The sequence below is a fragment of the Rhodococcus sp. NPDC057014 genome (assembly GCF_042673295.1).
Lineage (GTDB): Bacteria > Actinomycetota > Actinomycetes > Mycobacteriales > Mycobacteriaceae > Rhodococcus_F.
Window position 1 is genome coordinate 1 of the sequence record NZ_JBHUSF010000087.1, and the last position, 22,617, is coordinate 22,617.

13 protein-coding genes are annotated in these 22,617 nt (G+C 69.8%); 8 read left to right on the forward strand and 5 right to left on the reverse strand.

The window, feature by feature from the left end; genetic code table 11:
* Positions 1-6 precede the first annotated feature (6 nt).
* Positions 7-9,831 (forward strand): amino acid adenylation domain-containing protein, encoded by a 9,825-nt coding sequence (locus ACFTZB_RS18825; RefSeq protein WP_378433478.1) that lies wholly within the window; start codon positions 7-9, stop codon positions 9,829-9,831.
* A 121-nt stretch (positions 9,832-9,952) separates the two neighbouring features.
* Positions 9,953-11,680, forward strand: coding sequence for a polysaccharide biosynthesis tyrosine autokinase (locus tag ACFTZB_RS18830; RefSeq protein ID WP_378433479.1), 1,728 nt, complete (start codon positions 9,953-9,955; stop codon positions 11,678-11,680).
* Here ACFTZB_RS18830 and ACFTZB_RS18835 read toward each other — a convergent pair.
* On the reverse strand, positions 11,645-12,163 hold the full coding sequence (locus tag ACFTZB_RS18835; RefSeq protein WP_378433480.1) for a protein tyrosine phosphatase: 519 nt from the start codon (positions 12,161-12,163) through the stop codon (positions 11,645-11,647). The genes ACFTZB_RS18830 and ACFTZB_RS18835 overlap by 36 nt on opposite strands.
* A 105-nt stretch (positions 12,164-12,268) precedes the next feature.
* Between ACFTZB_RS18835 and ACFTZB_RS18840 the strand changes: the two genes are divergently transcribed.
* From ACFTZB_RS18840 to ACFTZB_RS18855, 4 genes are all read left to right on the forward strand, one after another.
* The gene (locus ACFTZB_RS18840; RefSeq protein WP_378433481.1) at positions 12,269-13,591 is read left to right on the forward strand and encodes a UDP-glucose dehydrogenase family protein; all 1,323 of its coding nucleotides are present in this window, start codon (positions 12,269-12,271) and stop codon (positions 13,589-13,591) included.
* Between the two features lie 106 nt (positions 13,592-13,697).
* A complete protein-coding gene (locus ACFTZB_RS18845) occupies positions 13,698-14,657 on the forward strand; it encodes an esterase/lipase family protein (RefSeq protein ID WP_378433482.1) in 960 nt (319 codons plus the stop codon).
* 115 nt (positions 14,658-14,772) lie between these two features.
* Positions 14,773-16,185 (forward strand): Hsp70 family protein, encoded by a 1,413-nt coding sequence (locus tag ACFTZB_RS18850; RefSeq protein WP_378433483.1) that lies wholly within the window; start codon positions 14,773-14,775, stop codon positions 16,183-16,185.
* A gap of 84 nt (positions 16,186-16,269) precedes the next feature.
* Entirely contained in the window at positions 16,270-16,503 is a 234-nt protein-coding gene (locus ACFTZB_RS18855) for a hypothetical protein (RefSeq protein WP_241031508.1), read from the forward strand.
* 11 nt (positions 16,504-16,514) lie between these two features.
* On the opposite strand, the gene ACFTZB_RS18860 is transcribed toward ACFTZB_RS18855, so the two are convergent.
* Positions 16,515-17,810 carry a YibE/F family protein gene (locus ACFTZB_RS18860; protein ID WP_378433484.1) on the reverse strand — a complete coding sequence of 432 codons (1,296 nt, stop codon included), beginning with the start codon at positions 17,808-17,810 and terminating at the stop codon, positions 16,515-16,517.
* Between the two features lie 561 nt (positions 17,811-18,371).
* Here ACFTZB_RS18860 and ACFTZB_RS18865 point away from each other — a divergent pair.
* Together ACFTZB_RS18865 and ACFTZB_RS18870 are read left to right on the forward strand one after the other, a co-directional pair.
* The gene (locus ACFTZB_RS18865) at positions 18,372-18,833 is read left to right on the forward strand and encodes a hypothetical protein (RefSeq protein WP_378433485.1); all 462 of its coding nucleotides are present in this window, start codon (positions 18,372-18,374) and stop codon (positions 18,831-18,833) included.
* Between the two features lie 4 nt (positions 18,834-18,837).
* A complete protein-coding gene (locus ACFTZB_RS18870; protein ID WP_378433486.1) occupies positions 18,838-20,019 on the forward strand; it encodes an MAB_1171c family putative transporter in 1,182 nt (393 codons plus the stop codon).
* Here the strand turns inward: ACFTZB_RS18870 and ACFTZB_RS18875 are convergent.
* Genes ACFTZB_RS18875 through ACFTZB_RS18885 form a run of 3 tightly spaced genes read right to left on the reverse strand, consistent with a single transcriptional unit; the run spans position 20,010 to position 22,485 of the window.
* Positions 20,010-20,450 carry a hypothetical protein gene (locus tag ACFTZB_RS18875; protein WP_378433487.1) on the reverse strand — a complete coding sequence of 147 codons (441 nt, stop codon included), beginning with the start codon at positions 20,448-20,450 and terminating at the stop codon, positions 20,010-20,012. The two genes, ACFTZB_RS18870 and ACFTZB_RS18875, sit on opposite strands and share 10 nt — an antisense overlap.
* Entirely contained in the window at positions 20,447-21,166 is a 720-nt protein-coding gene (locus tag ACFTZB_RS18880) for an XRE family transcriptional regulator (RefSeq protein ID WP_378433488.1), read from the reverse strand. Before ACFTZB_RS18880 ends, ACFTZB_RS18875 begins: the two co-directional genes overlap by 4 nt.
* Positions 21,167-21,222: 56 nt before the next feature.
* A complete protein-coding gene (locus ACFTZB_RS18885) occupies positions 21,223-22,485 on the reverse strand; it encodes a pyridoxal phosphate-dependent aminotransferase (protein ID WP_005253480.1) in 1,263 nt (420 codons plus the stop codon).
* Between the last annotated feature and the right edge of the window lie 132 nt (positions 22,486-22,617).

Consider the following 22,617-nt stretch of genomic DNA (forward strand, 5'->3'; position numbering starts at 1 on the left):
GCCGAGGTGGGGACGCGGCACAACTTCTTCGACCTCGGCGGCAATTCGCTGCTCGCAACCCGGGTGTCCGCGCGTGTCAGCGCCGTTTTCGACATCGACGTGACGGTGAAGGACGTCTTCGAGGCCCCCACCGTCGCCGAGTTGGCCACCCGGATCGAGGAGCGGTCCGGTGCCGGGCGCCGGCGTCTCCCGCAGCGGCCGGCGTCGCACGACGGCCGCATTCCGCTGTCGCCGGCGCAACAGCGCATGTGGTTCGTCAACCAATTCGACACCGGCGCTTCGGGATACAACCTCCCGCTCGTCGTCCGCCTCGACGGCGAACTGGATGTGCACGCGCTGGCGTCCGCCGCACACGACCTGATCGAACGGCACCGCACACTGCGCACCGTGTACCCGTCCGATGCCGACGGCGTGCACCAAGTCGTGCTCGACGCCGCGAACGTCCCGTTGGATCTGACGCCCATCGCGCTGCCCGGGGACGCCGTCGACGCGCACCTGCGCGCGTTCGTCGACAGCGGATTCGACGTGTCCGTCGACCCACCGATCCGGTCGCGGCTGTATCGCGTCGGACCCGACACGCACGTATTCGCCCTCGTGGTGCATCACATCGCCGCCGACGCGTGGTCGCTCACCCCGCTGATCCGCGACACGATGACGGCGTACCAGGCCCGCCTCGGGGGAGGCAGCCCCGAGTGGCTCCCGCTGCCCGTGCAGTACAGCGACTACAGCGTGTGGCAACGGGCCCTCCTCGACGACGCATCCGCCGACACACTGCAGCGGTACTGGCTCGACACCCTCGCGGACCTGCCCGAGCAGGTCACCCTGCCCACCGACCATCCGCGGCCGGCGGCCGCGTCCGGTCACGCCCGCACGGTCGGCGTCGAACTCGGCGAACAACTGCACGACGCGGTGCACACGCTGGCGCGCGGCGGCCGGGCCACCACGTTCATGGTGCTGCACGCCGCACTGGCCGCCGTCCTCTCGCGGTACAGCGGCAGCCGTGACGTGCCCATCGGGACCGCCGTCGCCGGGCGCACCGATCCACAACTCGACGACATGGTCGGGATGTTCGCCGGCACCCTGGTGCTGCGCACCGCGGTCGACCCGTCGGCCACGTTCGCGGAACTACTCGCTCACGTCCACGAACGGGACATCGCCGCCTACACGCACGCCGACATGCCATTCGAGGCTCTGGTGGAGCTACTGAACCCCGCACGGTCGACGTCCCACCACCCGCTGTTCCAGGTCGCGTTGTCGATGCAGCGCAGCCGGCCGGGCCAGGTGGCCCTCTCCGGGCTGACGGTGACACCCGTCGGCGATGTCGTCGACCGGTCCAATTTCGATCTGCAACTGACCGTCACCGAGTCCGGTCCGGGCGGGCGCCTGCACCTCGACTTCGGTTACGACGCAGACCTGTACGAGCACTCGACGATCGAGCAGTTCGCGTCGCGGCTGATGCGGTTCCTCGAGGCCGTCAGCGCAGACCCGCTGCTGCCGGTGGGCGACATCGACCTCTTCGATGCCGCGGAACGCGCCGCACTGGTGCCCGCCGTCGGTCCCGCTGCCCCCGCGTCGTCGACGCTGCGGGAGATTCTGACCCGCGGCGCCGCCCTCGCGCCGGACGCTGTCGCGGTATCGGGTGAGGGCGTCGAACTCACCTACCGCGAACTGGACACGAGATCCGACGCTCTCGCCCGCGAACTCGGCGAGAGTGGGGTTGGCCGCGGAAGCCTCGTTCCCTGGGCCGAGCAGAGGTCGGTGGACGCGGTGGTGCGACTGTGGGCCATCGCGAAGACCGGTGCGGCCCCCGTGCTGTTCGACCCCGCGCGCACCCCGTTCACCCCACGTGAGTGGGAAAGAGTGCCGGAGCACGCTTTGCCGCTCACGTCGGAGGTGGCGTACGTCGTCTACACCTCGGGAACGACGGGCACACCCAAGGGCGCCGTCGTGACCCACGGCGGCCTGGCCGCCCTCGACGCCGACCTGCGCGAGCGGTACGCGGCCGGCCCCGGCTCCCGGATGCTGCACCGCGGTGCGCCCGGATTCGACATGACGCTGCTCGAGGTCCTCGTCGCCGGGGCGTCGGGAGCCACGCTGGTGATCGCGTCGGACGCCGAATACGCCGGCCCGCCGCTCGCCGACCTGATGGAACGCGACCGCATCACGCACGCCTGCATGACCCCGACGATCCTCGCCACCCTCGGCGACCGGAACCTTCCGGACCTGCAGGTGCTGATGGTCGGCGGCGAGAGGCTCGGCAGCGAGTTGGTGAACCGCTGGGCGGCCGGACGTCGCCTGTTCAACGCGTACGGCCCCGCCGAGACCACCATGTACGCGTTCAGCACCGGACCGCTCGGTGTGGGGGAGCCCGTCTCGATCGGGGCCCCCGTGCACGGTGTGTCCGCGCTGGTGCTCGACGACCGGCTCCGCCCGGTCCCTCCCGGCGTGCCCGGCGAGCTGTATCTGGCAGGCCGCGCGCTCGCCCGCGGCTACGCGGACCAGCCGGGGCTGACGGCGGAGCGGTTCGTCGCGGCCGACGGCGGCGCACGCCTGTACCGCACCGGCGACCTGGTGCGGTGGCGCACGTCCGCCGCCGCCCACGAACTCGAGTACCTCGGGCGCACCGACTCCCAGATCAAGATGCGGGGAGTGCGCATCGAACCAGCCGAGATCGACACCGTCATCGCGCGACTCACCGACGTCGACTTCACGGCCACCGTCGTGCGCACCACCGGCGCCGGCACCGAGATGCTCGTGTCCTACGTGCTGCCGAACGGCCACCTCGACACCCACGATCTGCGTCGCCGCCTCGCCGAATCCCTGCCGCCCTACCTGGTTCCGACCGCGGTGGTGGTGCTCGACGCCGCGCCGCCCACCGTGAACGGCAAACTCGACCTACGGTCGCTGCCGATGCCGGAACTGGCGGTCGCCGAGAACGAACCGCCGCGCACCGACACCGAGCGCGTCGTGGCTCGCGTGTTCGCGGACGTCCTCGGACACGAGAAGGTGGGCCGCGGAACACACTTCTTCGATGCGGGCGGCAACTCGCTCCTCGCCACCCAGTTGACGGCCCGGCTCACCGAATCCACGGGACACCTGGTGCCGCTGCGAACCCTGTTCGCGCACCCCACCGTCGCCGAACTGGCCGACGCCCTCGACGACGCGGTCCCCGAGACCGACCTGCGTCCCGCGCTCGTCGCACGGCCCCGACCGGACCGCATTCCGTTGTCCCGCAGCCAGTACCGCATGTGGGTGCTGAACCGCACCGATCCCGGATCGCCGACGTACAACCTGCCCGCCACCGTGCGGTTGGAGGGCGCACTCGACGTCGCGGCGCTGACCGCGGCGTTCGGGGACGTGATCCGGCGGCACGAGACGTTGCGGACCCGGTACCCCGTCGACGGCCATCCCCACCAGGAGATCCTCGACCCGGCGCCGCTCGACCTGACGCCGGTCGACGTGCGTGACCCCGACGAGTTCATGGCGCAGTTCGCCGCCCGCGGTTTCGACCTCACCGAGGACCGGCCCATCCGCGTCGCCCTGTTGCGTCTGCACCCGCAGTGCCACGTGCTGGCCGTGAACATCCATCACATCGCCGCCGACGGATGGTCGCTGACCCCGCTCGTCGCCGACGTGCTCAGTGCCTATGCCGCGCACTCCACCGGGATCGCCCCGCAGGAGCACCCGCTGCCGCTGCAGTACGCCGAATACGCCGTGTGGGAGCGGGACCTGCTGGACGGCGAATACGGGCAGCGCCGCGTCGAGCACTGGCGCCGGGCGCTGGACGGCGTCGACAGCACGGCGCCGCTGACACCGGACCGGTCGACGAGTGGCTCGACCCGTGCCGGCGTCGTCGCATTCGACGTGTCGGCGGACGTGCAGCAGGCCGTACACCAGTTGGCGGCGCAGCACCACGCGACACCGTTCATGGTCCTGCACGCGGCACTGTCCGTGGTGTTGTCCCGGCTCGGCGCCCGGACCGACATCGTCGTCGCCACCGCCGTCGCGGGCCGCGGGGAACGCGCACTCGACTCCCTGGTGGGCATGTTCGTGAACACCCTCGCGCTGCGGACGCAGGTACTGCCCGACATGCCGTTCACCGGACTCCTCGCGCAGGTCCGGGACTTCGACGTCGACGCCTTCGAGCACGCGGACGTGCCGTTCGAGGTGGTGGCCGGACTGCTCGGCGGGCGGACCCCGCAGGTGGCCCTGGCCCTGCAGAACCTGCAGATCCCCCCGCTCGAGGCGGCGGGCATGACGGTGACGGCGAAGGAGTTCGACACCGGAACAGCGAAATTCGACCTGCACCTGACCCTCACCGAGACGTCCGACGACGGTGCCCCCTCGGGGATGCGCGGCGCCGCCGTGTACTCGGCGGACGTCTTCGATCACAGAACCGTCGACGCCGTGGTGACCCACCTCGGGCGGGTGCTCGAGTCGATCTGCGCCGACCCCGACGTGCCCGTGGGCGACGTCGCGCTGACCGCCGCGGAGCCGCTCGTCGGTCCGCAGCCTGCCGGTGAACGCACCCTGGCCGAGATCCTGACGGCCACCGCCGCCGCGTATCCCGACAACGCCGCACTCACCGACGGCGACGTCACCCTGACGTACCGCGAATTGGACGAGCGTTCCGACGCGCGGGCGCGCAAGCTCACCGCGCTGGGCGTCGGACCGGGCGAGGTGGTTCCGATCGACCTGCCGCGGTCGTCGGACTTCGTGATCGAACTCTGGGCCGTCGCCAAGACCGGTGCGGCGTTCAGCCCCGTGAGCGGTTTTGGTCGCCAGGGCTACCAGAAATGCGCACAGGACGTGGCGTACGTGATCCACACGTCCGGGTCCACGGGCACACCCAAGGCCGTGGCCGTCACCCACCGGGGACTGGGGCCGCTCACCGCCGAGGTGGTGCGCCGGTACCGGGTGGGCCCCGACGACCGTGTGCTGCACGGCTACAACCCCGCCTTCGACGCGGCGGTGCTGGAGATGCTGCTCGCGTTCGGCTCGGGCGCCTGCCTGGTGGTGGCCCCCGCCGACATCTTCGCCGGTGCCGAACTGCATCGGCTGCTGATCGAGCAGCGGGTCACCCACTACCTCTCCACGCCGTCCGTGCTCGCGACGCTCGACCCGCACGGGCTCGAGTCGGTGCGCGTCGTGGGGGTCGGAGGCGAGACCCTGAGCCCCGAACTGGCCGGAACATGGAGTGCCGGAAGGCTTCTGCTCAACGCATACGGTCCGACCGAGGCGACGGTGGTCGCGACGCTGACCGAATTCGAGCCCGGATCCGCGACCGGCACGGTGACGATCGGCGCCCCGATCCCCGGGACCACGGCGGTCGTGCTCGACACGCGGCTGCGCGCAGTCCCGGTCGGCGGTGTCGGTGAGCTCTACCTCGCCGGACCCGGACTCGCCCAGGGCTACCTCGGCGCACCCGACCGGACGGCGGAACGGTTCGTCGCCGCCCCGGACGGTACCCGCCGGTACCGCACCGGCGACCTGGTGCACCGACGGGCGGACGGCCACCTCACCTTCCTCGGCCGGGTCGACCGGCAAATCAAGGTGCGCGGCATGCGTATCGAACCGGCTCAGATCGAGGCGGCGCTGCTGGAGCTGCAGGGTGTCGAGCAGGCAGCCGTACTGGTGCAGCGAAACGACCTCGTGGCCTTCGTCGCCGGCACGGACCTCGACTCCCGGACGCTGCGGCAGCAGCTGACGGGCCGCCTGCCCTCGTATCTGGTGCCGCCCCGCATCGTCACGATGGATACCCTGCCGCTCACCGCCAACGGCAAGCTCGACGTCGCCTCGTTGGAGGCCCGGGACGACGACGCCGTCGCGGCGCCCCCGCGCACCGCGGCCGAGGAGATGGTGGCCGGCGTTTTCGCGGATGTGCTCGGCTCGGCCCGGATCGGCGCCGGGCACAACTTCTTCGACGCGGGCGGCGATTCACTGTCCGCGACGGCGGTGACGGCCCGACTGTCCGCGACGTTCGGCGTCGACGTGCCGGTGCGGGTGCTGTTCGAGAACCCGACCCCCGCGTCGCTCGCCCGGTGGTTGGGCGCCCCCGCGGCGGGAGCCATGCGGCCGGTGCTCGTTCCCCGCCCGCGCGGGGCGCGAGTGCCGCTGTCGCCCGCGCAGCAACGCCTGTGGCTGCTCAGCCGGGTCAACCCCGACACCGCCCTGCACAACATGGTGTTCGTCACCCGGGTAGGCGGCGACGTCGACGTCGACGTCCTCCGGCTGGCGATGCGGGACGTGCTGGAGCGGCATTCGTTGCTGCGCACCGTCTTCCCCGTCGACGCCGAAGGCCCGTATCAGCTGGTGCTGCCCGTCGAGTCCGTGACCGAGGACGTCGGCGCGGAAGCGGACTTCGCCGTCGACACGTGGAGCGCCCGGCCGTTCGACCTCACCACCGAGACCCCGGTGCGGGTGAAACTGTGGCGCACCGAGGGCGGCGGCTTCATGCTCGGCGTCGTGGTCCATCACATTGCGCTGGACGGCGGTTCGATGGGACCGCTGCTCACCGACCTCGACACCGCCTACCGGTGCCGCGCGGACGGGTCGGCCCCGCAGTGGGCGCCGCTGGTCGTGGAATACGCCGACTACGCGATCTGGATGCGCGAACTGCTCGGGACCGCCTCCGATCCCGGCAGCGCGGCTCGCGCCCAGCTCGAGCATTGGGCGCAGGTGCTCTCCGGTGAGTCGGGGCCGCTCCCGCTGCCGACCGATCGCCCCCGGCCGGAACACCCCAGCCACGTCGGGGCCAGCGTCGAATGGACGCTCGACAACGACCTGCGGCAGCGGGTGGTCGCACTGGCACGCAGCCGCGGAACGACCGTGTTCATGGTGCTCCACGCCGCCCTCGCGGTGCTGCTGGCCCGCGTGAGCGGACAGTCCGACGTGGTGGTGGGGACGGCGGTCGGCGGCCGTCCCGATCCGGTGCTCGACGCCGTCGTCGGCATGTTCGTCGGCACCGTGGCACTGCGCACCGCGGTTACGCCGGCGCAACCGTTCGAGGATTTCCTCGCGGACGTCCGCACCGTCGACCTCGACGCGCTCGCGCACGCCGACGTCCCGTTCGACGACGTCGTGACCCACCTCGCCCCACCCCGATCCGTGGCATACAACCCGCTGTTCCAGGTGATGCTCACGTACCAGCGGGCCGTCGACTTCCCTGAACTTTTCGTCGGGACCGACGAAGACCACCCCGAGACGCAGGCAACGGAATTCGACCTCGTGTGGGACGTGACCGACGCGGCCGAGAACATGACGGTGCGACTCGACTACGCCACCGACCTGTTCGGCCGGCAGACAGCACTCACGCTGCTGCGCCGGTTCGGCGTCGTCCTCGAGTCCGCACTGACCACCCCGTCGGCGGCCGCCGGGGACCTCGACATCCTCGACGACACCGAACGCGCACAACTCGTGCAGGGCGCCCGGCCGGTGGCCACGCCGCGGACGCTCGGCGACATCCTTGCCACCCGTGCTGGCGCCACCCCGTCCGCCGTCGTGGTGGTCGACGGTGACACCCGGTGGACCTACCGCGAACTTGACGAAGAATCGGACCGCTGGGCCCGCGCACTCGCGTCCCGCGGCGTCGGCCCGGAGGACGTGATCGCCGTGGCGACACCCCGCGGCCGGCACTGGCTCCTGGCGGTGTGGTCGGTGACCAAAGCCGGTGCGGCGTGGATGTCGCTGGATCCCACCCATCCCGCGGAGCGGCTCGACTGGATGCTGACGGACTCGGGTGCGGTGCTCGGATTGACCGTCGGCGGGGTCGGGGATCTGCCGCGATCCGTCGACTGGATGCGCCTGGACGAGCGGCCCTCCGGTGACGCGGATCCGGCGGCACCCGACGTGGACAACGCGGCGTATGTGATCTACACGTCGGGTTCCACCGGCCGGCCCAAGGGCGTCGTCGTCACGCACCGCGGACTGACGACCCTCCTCGCTACCCCCGCCTACACGTCGGACGCGCAAGGCGGCGACGCCCGAGTGCTGCAGTCGACGTCCCCGACCTTCGACGTCGCGGTGTTCGAAATGCTCTGGGCGGTGGCGTTGGGCAGCGCCCTCGTGGCCGCACCCGCCTTCAGCTACGCCGGCGACGAACTGGCACAGTTCCTGGTGTCGCAGAACATCACCCACTTCACACTGACGCCGACCGTGCTGGCCTCCCTCGACCCGCACAGCCTCGCACCGTCGACGGTGGTCGTCGGGGGAGAGGCACTGCCCAGGGACCTCGCCGACCGGTGGTCGCGGCGGCACCGGCTGTTCAACGCCTACGGTCCGACCGAGTTCACCGTCGACGCGTCCGTCGCGGGCCCCCTCGAACCCGGCAGGCCGATCACCATCGGAAGCGCCCTGGACGGCAACGCCGCGTTCGTCCTCGACCCGCGTCTGCATCCCGTGCCCGACGGCGTGACGGGCGAACTGTATCTGGCGGGCAGCGGCATCGCCCGGGGCTACCTGGGTCGAAGTGATCTCACCGCAGGGCAATTCGTCGCGCATCCCTACGGCAAACCGGGGGAGCGGCTGTACCGCACCGGCGACGTGGTGCGACGTGACCCGGGCGGTGAACTGGAATACCTGGGCCGCAGCGACGATCAGGTGAAGATCCGCGGAATCCGCGTCGAACCCGCCGAGGTCGATGCCGTGCTCGCCGGGCACCCCGACATCGACGTTGCCGTGACGATCCCGGTGCCGACGCCGACGGACACCGTGCTGGCGTCGTACGTCGTGGGCGCCGCGGGTCTGACGCCGCGCTCCGTGTTCGACTTCGCGCGCGGCCGGCTGCCGCGGCACCTGGTCCCCGCGTCGGTGACGGTCGTCGACACGATGCCGCTGCTGCCGTCGGGCAAACTCGACCGCGCCGCACTGCCGGCCCCGACGATCGAGGTCGTCGAATCCGCGCTGCCGGCAGGCGAACTCGAAGAGACGATCGCCGCCGTGTTCGCGGACGTCCTGGGCGTCGCAGACGTCCCCGCGGACGAAGCCTTCTTCACGCTCGGCGGCACATCGATGGGAGCGGCCTCGGTGGCAACGGAACTGCGCCGCCGACTGGACCGCGACGTGCCCATCGAATGGGTCTTCACCGACCCCACGGTGCAGCGCCTGGCCGCCCGGATCGACGACGGGCCTCGGCCCGAGAGCTTCTTCGACACCGTGGTGGAACTCCGCCCCGCCGATGCAGGAGCGCCGCTGTTCTGCGTGCACCCGCTCAGCGGATTGGCCTGGTGCTTCGGCGGTCTCGCCGATCACGTGGGCGACCGACCGCTGTACGGCATCCAGGCGACCGGCAGGCCGGACCTGCCCGAGACGCTGTCCGCGCTGGCCGCGCGGTACGTCGACGCGATCCGCGCCGTCCAGCCGGCGGGCCCCTACCACCTGCTGGGGTGGTCGCTCGGCGGAACCATCGCCCACGAGATGGCCGTCCAGCTCCGCGACGCGGGCCACGAGGTGGCCGCGCCGGCGCTCCTCGACACGCTTCTACCGCAACAGCAGCCACCCGAACCGGAAACCCTGAGCGAGGACGAGCTGATCGCGCAGTTCGGCGCGTACGTGAGCGTCGACCGGCTACGGGAGATCCGGGCCGTGATCGAGCGGCTCGAGCTGATCGCGTCGACCCACAGCCCCCGGCGGTTCGACGGCGACCTCGACCTGTTCGTCGCCGCCCGCGACCTGAACCGGCACCCCGACGTCGTCGACGCCTGGCGTGAGCACGCCGACGGCGTCGTCACCGCACACCACATCGACACCACCCACTCCGAGATGGCAGACCCGGGCCCGCTCGCCGAGATCGGCCGACTGCTTCGGAGATCGGGGGACCACGGCGAACCGTGACGGCACGTGACGCCGACAGTGGACCTCATCACTACGATGTAGCGATTCAGTCGGGTCAGAACGATGTGAATGACAGCTCGATCGCGCCGCTGAGCGCGACGCAATTGGAAGAGACTCGATAATGGAAATTCAGGACTACCTGCGAATTCTGCAGTCACGTTGGAAAATCATCGCGATCACGACCGTGGTCGCGATTCTCGGTGCACTCGGAGCGTCGTTGCTGACCACCCCGATCTACGAGGCGTCGACCCGGTTGTTCGTCTCGACGTCCGCGGGATCGTCGGTGAACGAGGTCTACCAGGGCAACCTGTTCTCGCAGCAGCGGGTGACGTCCTACACCAAACTGCTTACCGGCGAGACCCTCGCGCAGCGGACGATCGACAAGCTCGATCTGGGCGGCACGGCAGCGGCGCTCGCCTCACAGGTGAAGGCCAGCTCCGCACCGGACACCGTGCTCATCGACGTCAAGGTGCAGGATCCGTCGCCGGAACGCGCCCGCGACATCGCCAACGCCCTGTCCGACGAGTTCGTCGTCATGGCCCGGGAGCTCGAGACCCCGGAGAAGGGTGGGGCCCCCGCCGCCCGCGTCGTCGTCGAACAGCAGGCGCAGACTCCGTCCACTCCCGTCTCGCCCAAGACGCTGCGCAACCTCGCTCTGGGCGCGGCGGTCGGGCTGCTGCTCGGTATCGCGTTCGCCGTCCTGCGCGATCGCCTCGACAACACGGTCAAGGATCGGCGCACCGTCGAGGAACTGGCCGGTTCGGCGTTGATCGGCACCATCCCGTTCGACAAGGAGCGGCAGACGCAGCAGGCCATCAACTTCGCCGAGGGCAATTCCTCGAGCGCGGAGGCCTACCGCGAACTCCGCACCAATCTGCAGTTCCTCGAGGTCGACAACCCGCCGCGTGTCATCGTGGTCACCAGTTCGCTGCCCACCGAGGGCAAGACCACCACCGCGATCAACATCGCGCTCGTGCTGGCGGAGGGCGGCCAGAACGTGTGCCTCGTCGAAGGTGACCTCCGCAAGCCGCGCGTGTCGAAGTACCTTGGCGTCGTCGGGTCCGTCGGGCTCAGCAGCGTCCTGGCGGGCAAGGCCGACCTCGACGCCGTGCTCCAGCCGACGCAATACTCGGGTCTGACCGTCCTGGCGTCCGGGCCGATCCCGCCGAACCCCAGTGAGCTGCTCGGAACCGAGACGGCCCGTCAGGCGCTGGCCGACCTCCGCGGACGATTCGACTACGTGATCGTCGACGCGTCCCCGCTGTTGCCGGTCACCGACGCCACCGTGCTCACCGCGATGTCGGACGGCGCCCTGGTCATCGCCCGCCACGCCGAAACCAAGCGGGACCAGTTGTCGCGGGCGGTGGGCAACCTGCACAGCGTCGGGGCGACCATCCTCGGGACGATCATCACGATGACGCCGAGCCGCGGTCGCGGGGTGTACGAGTACAAGTACTACTACGAGACCGACAAGTCGCTGCCGCAGATGCAACAGGCCGCCCCGCCGCAGCCCGCCGTGCAGCAGCAGGCACCCCAGCAGCAAGCACCTCTACAGCAGGCACCCCAGCAGTCGGTGCCGCAGCAGCAGGCGCAGTACGTTCGCGACGAGTACCCGCAGCAGCCGTACGGGGGAGATCCGCAGGAAGCACCCGTCTACCAGGGTGCCCCCGCCTACCAGGGTGCCTACGACGGCGGCCGGGGTCAGCAGTGGTACGGAGCGCCCGACCACTACGGCAACGAGCAGCAGTCGGGCGCACCGGTGCCTCCCACACCGAGGCGCACCCGCCGCTACCGTGACGACCAGGAACCCTGGTCAGAGACGGATGCTCCGCGAGATCACACCCAGTAGATCGGCGATCTCGGACCCGATGGTCAGGAACGTGTCCTCGTCCTTCCCCATCGGGTCCGGCACGTCTTCGGGAGTGTCGTCGGCCTTGTGTCTGGGACGCGCCGCAGCCAGATCGGCCACCGACTTCGCATCCGCCGCCTCGGCGAGACGCGCGGCCTCCTTCAGCGTGAACGTCTTCTTCAACTGCTCGGGAGCCAGCGCCAGCACCTTCTCGCGCTGACGCTCGGTCATCGTCAGCACCAGGTCGGCCTCCACCGCGAGATCCGCGGTGAGCATCCGCGCGGTGAACTCGGTGGGGTTACCACCGAGCCCTTCGAGGACTTGCGCGGCCGTCGGTTCCATCGGGCGTCCGACCGCAGCGCGTGTACCTGCACTTTCGGCGGTCAGGTCGGTGATCCCGAGCTCCTCGGCGTATGCCACTGCGAGGCGCTCGGCCGTTGGGGAGCGACAGACGTTTCCGGTGCAGACGAAGAGAACATGCATGGGCGAAGCATAGGGTCTCGCCCCGCACCGTCCGTACACGCACTGTTGGCTTCGAGCATCTGTCGGGTAAATATCGCGCTCACCTGCACTGGTTATCAAGGGTGCATGCGCTGCACCGTGTTTGGAACCGGATACCTGGGAGCCACCCACGCCGCCTGCATGGCGGAGTTGGGTCACGACGTCCTGGGCGTCGACGTCGACCCCGGAAAAGTGGCGAAGCTCTCGTCCGGGGAGGTGCCGTTCTACGAGCCCGGTCTCGCGGACGTTCTGCGCCGGAACATCGACGCCGGCCGACTGCACTTCACGACGTCGTACAGCGAGGCCGCGGAGTTCGCGGACCTCCACTTCCTCGGTGTCGGCACGCCGCAGAAGAAGGGGGAGTACGGCGCGGACCTGCGGCACGTGCACTCGGTGATCGACACGCTCGCGCCGATGCTCGACCGTCCGGCCGTCATCGTCGGCAAGTCGACCGTTCCCGTCGGGACGGCGGCGGATCTGGGGGCGCGGGCCCGGGCGCTCGCGCCGGCGGGTGACGCCGTGGAGGTGGCGTGGAACCCGGAGTTCCTGCGGGAGGGCTTCGCCGTCGAGGACACCCTGCATCCCGACCGGATGGTTCTGGGCGTGGACCGTCTGCGCCCCGGACGCGCGGAGGCCGAGTTGCGCGAGCTGTATGCCCGCCTGCTCGGCGAGGACATTCCGTTCCTGGTCACCGACCTCGCGACCGCGGAACTGGTCAAGGTGTCGGCCAACGCGTTCCTGGCCACCAAGATCTCCTTCATCAACGCCATCTCCGAGGTCTGCGAGGCCACCGGCGCCGACGTCACCCAACTCGCCGACGCCCTCGGCTACGACGCGCGGATCGGCCGCCGGTTCCTGAATGCCGGTCTCGGTTTCGGTGGCGGCTGCCTGCCCAAGGACATCCGCGCGTTCATGGCCCGGGCCGGTGAGCTCGGTGCGAACCAGGCGCTGCACTTCCTGCGGGAGGTCGACAGCATCAACATGCGCCGGCGCACCCGGATGGTGGAGTTGGCGGCGCAGGCGTGCGGAGGGTCGCTGCTCGGCGCCAACGTGGCCGTCCTCGGCGCGGCGTTCAAACCGGAATCCGACGACGTCCGCGACTCGCCGGCACTCAACGTCGCGGGAATGATGCAATTGCACGGGGCCGTCGTCAGCGTCTACGACCCGAAGGCCCTCGACAACTCCCGCAGGTTGTTCCCGACGCTGAACTACGCGACGTCGGCGGTCGAGGCGTGCGACAACGCGGACGCGGTGCTGCTGCTCACCGAGTGGGCGGAGTTCGCCGCCCTGAAACCGGAGGATCTGAACGGCGTGGTGCGTGCGCGCGTGATGGTCGACGGCCGCAACTGCCTCGACGCGGAGGACTGGCGCACCGCCGGGTGGGTCTACCGGGGGCTCGGCAGGGGATAGCGAACCGTGACCTGGCGGTCCCCGCGATAACGGGTTTGCCGATCTCCACTGCCGGCGGCTTCGGCGGACGGTAGCGTCAGCCCAAATCGCAACGGAGGGCTGGGCGATGTCGAAGGCACGTCACGGATCCCTACTCGCGCTTCTCGCTGCCGTGATCTGCCTGCTCGGCGCCGCGCCCGCTCAGGCGGCGGAAGTCCCGACGCTGCCGGGGCCTCCGCAATCCGACGCCGGCGCCGCGATCGCGTACGCGAAGCAGCATCCGCATTCCGCGCCGCCCGGTGCCAACGACTTCTCGTGCCGCCCCGGTCCCGCGCATCCCCGCCCCGTGATTCTCGTGCACGGCAGCGACGGCAGCGCCTATTCGAACTGGGCCGGGCTGAGCCCGAAACTGAAGGCCGCCGGCTACTGCGTGTTCGCCCTGAACTACGGACGGAAACCGGGCACCGAACACTTCGGGATGCAGACCATGACCGAGGGGGCCGCGGAACTGGAGGTGTTCGTCGACGACGTGCTGTCCGCGACCGGCGCGGACGAGGTCGACCTGATCGGGCACTCGCAAGGCGCGACGGTGGCCCGGTACTACGTCAACAGGCTCGGCGGGGCGTCGAAGGTACACCACTGGATCGGTCTGGCGTCGCCCACCTACGGGGGAACGTTCTTCGGGATCGCGACGGCGGTGACATCCGTTCCCGGGGGCACCGAGCTGATCGAAGCGATCGGTTCGGAGGCGCTCGCCGAACAGGTGCAGGGCTCGCCGTTCCTCACTGCCCTCAATGCGGGTGGTGACACCGTTCCCGGCGCCGAATACACCACGATCGGGACGCGCTACGACGAGGTGATCCAGCCGTACACCAACGTCGCGCTGCACGACCCCGGCGCCACCAACATCCTCGTCCAGGACCTGTGCCCGATCGATCAGACCGGACACTTCAACCTGCCGTACGACCCGTTCTCCCAGCAACTGGTGCTCAACACCCTCGATCCCGCCCACGTGGTGGTGCCGCCGTGCACGTTCGTGCCGCTGGGCACGGGCATCGCGGGAGTGATCATCGCGAGCAACTTTTGAGTTGTCTGCCGCCGATCGGTTGCTCGGTTGCCGTGTCCGACCGCTTCGCTAGACTGCGGGCCATGGAGTGGGGGGATTCCGGATCGAACCCGTGCACAGTCGAGTTAGGCGGCCCATGAGTTCGGTTCTAGGTGTGTCGGTCGGTGCGAGCGCTGTGCGCTTGGCACGACCCGACTCCGTGAACCGAGACGACGCCGCGAGCCGGCACGTCCCCGATTTCCGGGCGCAGGTCGTCGCCGCAGGCCGGGATCTGCCGGAGGAACTGGCCGCCGAATCGATCGGCGTGGTCCTCGCCGGCGCACCCGACGCCGGGCAGGTGCACGCCACCGGTGTCGCCTACCGCGACGAAGCGCAGGCAGGTGCCGTCCAGGCGGCGATGGCCCGGCAGCAACTCGCCAACTACCGCCTCGTCACCGAGGCCTCGGCCGCGCTGAAGTTCCTCGACGTCTCGGGAGCCCTGGGTGATCACGCGACGCTCGTGTTCTACGACCTGGGCAGTTCCGGACTCACCGTCAGCGTCGTCGACCGGGCGACGGGTGAGGTGGTCGAGACGGTCCGCACCGACACGGTGAGCGGCGACGTCTTCGACCGAATGGTTCGTGTCAACCAGTTGGAGAACAATCGCATCGAGGCGCCCCGCGACGCGGCCGCGAGCCTGGAGCTCGACCTCCGCTGCCGTGAGGCGAAGGAGCGGCTCTCCACCGGCGGCGCCGTCGCGGTGCCCGGCGCCGGCGGCCTGCTGCTGTTGTCGCGCGACGTCTTCGACTCGCTCATCGGTGTCACCGTCGAATCGTCGGCGCGCCTCGCCCGCGACGTGATCACGCGGTCGGGACGAACGCCGGACGCCGTGGTGCTCACCGGCGGTGGTGCGCGTATTCCCCTCGTGCGCACGGTACTGGAGTCGTGGCTCGGGTTGCCCGTCATCGTTCCCGATCATCCCGAACTCGTTGCGGCACAAGGCGCTGCGCTGCTCGCCCAGCAGGTGGTGCCGCCGCCCGCCGAGGTCGCCCGAGTCCTCCCGCCGCCGCAGTACACGCCCGAGTGGAACGCGTTCCGGCACGCACCGACCGCAGTCGTCGCGCGCAGCGGTGCGCCGTCGGGTACCCCGTCGTGGCTGAGCGCCGCGGCGCCGCCGCCGAGTCAGCAGGTGGCCAAGATCCAGATCCGGGGCGCCGCGCTGGCGGGTACCGCGCTCGCCGTGGTGGCGGTGATCGGTCTCGGTCTCGGGTACGGCAAGAACCTGTTGTCCCGCACCGAGGGGTCGTCGCAGCCGGCGACCACGCAGCTCACCGCCAAGCCGCCGGTCGTCACCGAGGTGGCCACACCGTCACCGACGACGCCCTCGCCGCCGCCCACGTCCGAGATCGTCGAGGCGCCCGTGCAGACGGCGTCGCAGATCCGGATTCCCGAGGCGGAGCCCGCACCGCCGCCACCTCCTCCTCTGCCCGCACCGATATTTCCCGGCCTGCCGCAGATCCACTTGCCGCCGTTCCAACTGCCCGAACTCCCGAGGTTGCCCGGAACCTAGACGTCGCCGCGGCCCGACTGCCGATTCGAGGTGTCGGGTCCCGCTCCGCGGGCCTACGATGGGAGTGGTTCCGGCGTAGAGAGGATGTGTGCAGTGACTGCAAATCCCGCGGAGTTCCACAGCACTCCCAACGTTCCCCCGTCTTCGGCGGCCGCGCCGGCAGAGACCCGGCGGCTCGTCGCGTACACGAAGCCGATCCTGAAGATGTTCCCGCCCACCAGCGAACACGCGGCCAAGGTGACGATGCTGACCGTCTATGCGCTGATGGTCATCGCCATCATCTTCATCGTCCTCCGGGAGGTCGGGCTCTTCAGCTAGCGGTGCACCCGCTATCTGGAATGACGGCCACCCCGTGACGGCCTGACTGCCGGCGCCGCGCCGCTGGGCCCTGCGCCGATCGGGCGCGCCAGCATCACCGCGATCGCGGTGGTCAGCGGAACCGACAGCGCCAACGCGATGCCGCCGACCGCCGACCGCACGATCTCGATGGCCACGGCGTCGCTGAGCAGCACGTCCTGGATCGACCGGCCCGCCACACTGAACAGCAACAGCAGCGGCAGTGCCCCGCCCGCATACGCGAGGACGAGGGTGTACACGGTGCTGGCGATGTGATCGCGGCCGACGCGCATCGCGGAACCGAAGATCTGGCGCCTCGACGCGCCCGGGTCGAGCGAGGCCAGTTCGAACGCCGACGCCGCCTGCGTGATGGTGACGTCGTTGAGCACACCCAGCGAACCGATGATGAAGCCGGCCAGCAGCAGGCCGGTGATGCTGACGTGCTGGATGTACGTCTGGACGTTGGTGTTCTGCTCCTCGGACAGCCCGGTCAGGCGCGTCATCTCGATGGTGGCGTAGGAGAGGACCGCCGCCAGGGCCATCGACGCGAGGGTGCCCAGCAACGCCGAACTGGTGCGTAGCGAAACGCCGTGCGCGAGATACAGCACGGCATACAGGATGACGGCGCCGGAGACGAGCGCCACCGGGATCGCCGGCTGACCGTCCAACAGGGCCGGCAGTGTGAACAGGACGAGCACCCCGAACGAGACGACGATGCCGACGAGCGCCCGGAACCCGCGCCACCGCGCGACGGCGATCACGACGGCGGCGAACGCGAGTGCGATGAGCGTGACGGGCAGCCCGCGGGCGTAGTCCTCGAACGAGTACTCCGTCGTGCCGTTCACATCCGTTTGGCGGGACAGCCGGATGTTCTCGCCCACGCGGAGATCGGGCTGGCCGGGGCCGGGGATGATCTCGAGCAGCGTCTGGGTGCCGGTGTTGGGACCGGACTCGATGTCGACGATGCTGCGCTGGCACTCGTAGGCGCCGGCGGGCGGGGGCAGCGGTGCGCCGGTGAAGACCCGTCCGGCGGACGGGCTTCCGCAGTCGCCGATGTTCTGCATCGTGACCGTGCCCGACTCCGTGACGACGGCACCGCCCTGGGCGCTCTGGAACGGCTGCTCGACGTCGACGCTCGGCTTGCCGGGCCACAACGCGACGGCGCCGATGAGGACCGTGACACCGATGGCGACGAGGAGCCCGACCACCACCTTGGCGGCAACGGGTCCCATCGGGGCCGGTCCGTCGCTGTGGCCGTGGCCGTGGCCGTGTCCGTGGAATTCGCTCATCGTCCGCTTCGGGTCGGCTGCTGGGGGGATTGTCTCCGCACGCACGACAGGGTAGCCGGAAGCAGACCGGGGACGCTGTGACGGAAGTGGCGTGCGGTGCCGGTGTTGCCGACCTGTCCGGTGTGTATTGCTCTCGTGTCGCTTATATGTCGCCGGTGTGATTAGATATCGGAACATGGCACGTGGCAGCTAATCTGCAGCGAACGCCGAGTTTCACGCAAGGGTGGTCCGGAACTCCGAACGAGGGGTGTGTTCCGCGGGTGACAAGCCGCTGCGTGGAGAGAAGTGCCGAGCTGGGTGGCGGGGTACAGGGGGGGTTGACCCCGCCACCAACCTGGCGCCCACAGGGGGGGGAGGGGCGACAGGTGCTCGCGGCACTCGAGGTGCCGGTTGCCAATCTACCGACACATGAGGGGTATTCGTCAACCGGGTAGGTGAAATCGCCCACATGTCGTGACCTCGAACGCCGACGGCCTAGGATTATGGCCGTTCGGAGGTGTTCCAGTGCGAATCTCGCGGCCGTCGCGACCCAGCAACCATCTTCGCCGGATCGTGGCGGAGATGGGTATTCCCGTGCCCTGGAACAGGGATGAGCTGATCGGCGGTGTCGCGGCCCGCCGGGGCCGCCCGATCCACCTGGTTCCCGTCTCGCATGCCCTGGTGCAGGGCGGACATTCCGGACTCTGGCTGGCACGGGCCGAGGACGACGTGATCCTCTACGCGACAGGGATGTCGGACGTCCACGCCACCCACATCATCTGCCACGAACTGGCGCACATGGAACTCGGCCACGACCGCGACACGATCGGGGACACCTCCGTCGACTCGACAGTGCTGTCGGCGGCCGCGCCGTCGGTCGACACGACAGGCGTGGTCAAGATGCTCGGCCGGTCCAACTACTCGAACGACCAGGAATACGAGGCGGAACTGCTCGCCACCCTGATCATGGCGGGCCGCCGGGCGACGACCGCCGGCGACACCGCCGGTGACGCCCGGGTGTCGCGGATGCTCGGAACGTTCTGACGCCGTGTACGAACCGCCCACCTACGTGAGCTGGCCGCTGCTCGCCGTCGTCTGGGGGACCACCCTCCTGCGCGTGGCCCTGGTCCGGTCGACCGTCGCCGAACGCCGGATGAACGCCGCCCTCGTCTTCGCCTCGCTCTCGCTGGTCCTCCAGCGGTCGCTGGCGCAGCACTGGCTCGACCTCTGGTTCGGGCACGGATTCGCGAACACCCTCAGCAACGTCTGCATCATCCTCACCGCGGCGTCGCTGATCAGCCTCTTCTCCGCGTGGGCACTCGGCCCCGCGCGTCTACCCCGCATCCACGTCGTGTCGCTGTCGGTGGGCCTCGTCGCGGGGGCGATCCTCATCGCCCTCAGCGCCCCGGCGCGGTCGCGGGGCGTCGCCATCGCGGACGAAGGCGGCTGGCTCTTCGCGGCCTACTGCATCACGTACGCCGTTCCGATCCTCGCCGTCGCCGTGCTCAACCTGTGGATCTCACTGAAAGCCGTGCGCAGCGCGACACCGGGACACGAGCGCCGGGTGTTTCTCGCCGTCATCGCGCTGTCGCTGTTCGAGGTGTTCGACATGGGTGTCGTCATGACGACCGGGGTGGTCAACGCCGTCAGCGAAGACAACGCCCTGACCGAATCGCACAGCGACTCGGGGGCGTTCATCCGCGTGCTCGTCGTGTCGGCGGGCGCGATCATCTCTGCGGGACCGGCGATCCGGGCGCTCGGTCACCGGTGGCGGTCGCGACGGGTCACTCGCCGGCTGCAGCCGATGTGGCGGACCCTGACGGGCGCGGTCCCCGAAGTGGTCCTGGAACTGCGTCCGGCCGATCGCCGGGCGCTGTCCGCCCGCGGCCGGCTGGACCGGATGAGCGTCGAGATCCGCGACGCGATCATGGTCCTCGACCGGCACGTGGTGTTCGAACTCGGCGACCACACCGGCAGCGCACCACCGGTGGTCACGGCGGCGCGACTGCACCTCGCGTGCCTGGCCCGCAGCGCCGGTCACCGGGCACACGGCACGGGCGGGACGACGGACCGGTTCGTGACCGACGTCGGCGGCGAACCGTGGGAACTGGCGCGGCTGGCCGACCACTGGAAGGACGGCGAGCGTGTGGCCGCCGCGCTGTGGGCGCGGCGCCTCCCGCAGTTCGGCGGACCCGAGGACCCGTCGGCGCGCGTCCCCGCTCAGGTCTGACGAGGATCCGGCGACGCGACCGGCAGGGGGCCGTGGCTCCGCCGCAGATTCTCCAGAAGCGGGATCAGCGATTCCATCTCGGCGGTGGTCGGTTCGGCGCTCGCGTCCAGCGATCGCATCGACAGGTGCTGCACCCCGGCCTCGCGGACGGCGATCTTGAACCGGACCAGGGTGTCGTAGTCGTGGTAGCCGTCGGCCGCGAGGTACTGCTCGGGGGCGTGGAAGTGCTGCGCGACCGCCCGCAGGACGTCGGGCTCCGGAGGCTCGTGATCGCTACTGCGCAGCGACTCGATCTCGGACGGCGCGACGGGGCGGCCGAGGATCTGCGACACCCCCGCGGCGACGGTGTCCTCGCCCGGTTCGGGACCGTCGAGATCGTGGGCGAGGGAGAACAGGCGGTTGACCCGCACCGACAACGGCACCCCGTTCATGCGGTCACCTCCGCGTCTCCGCTGCGTTCAGGATCGTCGGTGGCGACGAGTTTCACCGCGTCCTCCCATCGACGCCAGAAACGCTCCCGGGTGGCCGCGTCGAGATCCTCCCCCCGGCCGTAGAGGAAGCGGCGATACCGCGCCTCCTCGAGTTCGCGGGCATCGGTGACGGTCGACGGTTCCTCCAGCAGATGGCCGAACGCGAACTCCACCAGCGGCTGGCGGGGTCCGGCCGGCCCTCCGTTGACTTCCAGCAACCGCGTGACGTAGGCGCCGGTGATCTTCGAGACCACACGGCTCAGTTCGCCCGCCGCCTCGGCCAGGCCCGGCACCTCGGGGTGCGCCACACTCAGCTGCGTGAGCTGGGTGTGCGGCCCCAGGATCTCGATGATCGTGTCCAGGTCCAGCGGAATCTCCGACGGTCCGAGCGTCAGCGGACGCGACGACGGCGCCCGCTCGTCCCCGTCGAGCGTCTCGAGGGGAGTCGGGTGACCGCCGTCGAGGGTGCGGGCCGCGCTGCCCGGCGCCCACCGCAGCGCGACGTCCAGTTTGCGGAGCGTCTCGATGCTCGGATCCGGGCCGGTCCCGTTCTCGGCGCGCGTCTGAGCTGCGTCGGACGGGCCACCGGCAGCCGTGACCTGGTCCTGTGTGAGGTTCAGCAAACGCCGTCGCCGGTGGACGAATTGTCCGAAACGCGCGCGGGTGCTGGTGACCATTCTTTTCCCCCAGGAGACACGCAAGCGACGCGCGTGTCGCTTGCTGTGTCTCGATCCTACTGCTTGTAGCTGGTGAGGAAATTACCGAACCGCTCGATGGCGACAGCGAGATCCCGCGCCCACGGCAGCGTCACGATCCGGAGGTGGTCGTGGTCCGGCCAGTTGAAGCCGGTGCCCTGCACCATCAGGATTTTCTCCTGCAGCAGCAGGTCCTGGACCAGCTTCTCGTCGTCGTAGATCTCGTAGACGTTCGGGTCGAGGCGGGGGAACGCGTACAGCGCGCCCTTCGGCTTCACACACGAGACGCCCGGGATCATGTTGAGGCGTTCCCAGGCCACGTCACGCTGCTCGAGCAGCCGGCCACCCGGCAGGATCAGGTCTTCGATGCTCTGGTGCCCGCCGAGCGCCACCTGGATGGCGTGCTGACCGGGCACGTTCGGGCACAGACGCGTCGACGCCAGCAGGTCGAGTCCCTCGAGGAAACCTGCGGCGTGCTCCTTGGGGCCGGTGATGGCCACCCAGCCGGACCGGTAACCCGCGACGCGGTACGCCTTCGACAGGCCGTTGAACGTCAGGCACAGCAGATCCGGGGCCAGCGTCGCGAGCGAGATGTGCTTGGCGTCGTCGTAGAGGATCTTGTCGTAGATCTCGTCCGCGAGAAGCAACAGTTGATGCTTGCGCGCCAGGTCGACGAGCTGCTGCAGGACCTCCATCGAGTACACCGCACCCGTCGGATTGTTCGGGTTGATGACGAGGAGGGCCTTGGTCTTGTCGGTGATCTTGGACTCGATGTCCGCGATGTCGGGGTTCCAGTCGTTGCCCTCGTCGCACAGGTAGTGCACCGGGGTGCCGCCGGCGAGGCTCGTCATCGCCGTCCACAGCGGGTAGTCCGGCGCGGGGATCAGTACCTCGTCGCCGTTGTCGAGGAGCGCCTGCATCGTCATCGTGATGAGCTCGGACACGCCGTTGCCCAGGTAGATGTCGTCGACGTCGAGTTCGGGGAACCCGGCGACCAGTTCGTAGCGGGTGACGATCGCGCGCCGTGCCGACAGGATGCCCTTGGACTCGGAGTACCCCTGCGCATACGGGAGCGCGGCGATCATGTCGCGCATGATCACGTCGGGCGCATCGAAACCGAACGGCGCGGGGTTGCCGATGTTGAGCTTGAGGATCCGGTGTCCTTCCGCCTCCAGCCGGGCGGCGTGGGCATGTACCGGTCCACGAATCTCGTAGAGCACGTTCTGAAGCTTGGTGGACTGCTCCAGCTTGCGATGCGGCATGCGGTGGTGGCCGTGGTCTGGGTTGCTCACGACGGTCATTCTCCCACCCCCGGGCAACCCGATTTCTACTGGTGGGTATCGGACCGTCGTCGTGTCGTCGAAACACGCCGCCCGCGCACGCGCCCGTCGTACCCTCGAGAGGGGGTCGTGTTCACCGCGCCCGGAGGGATA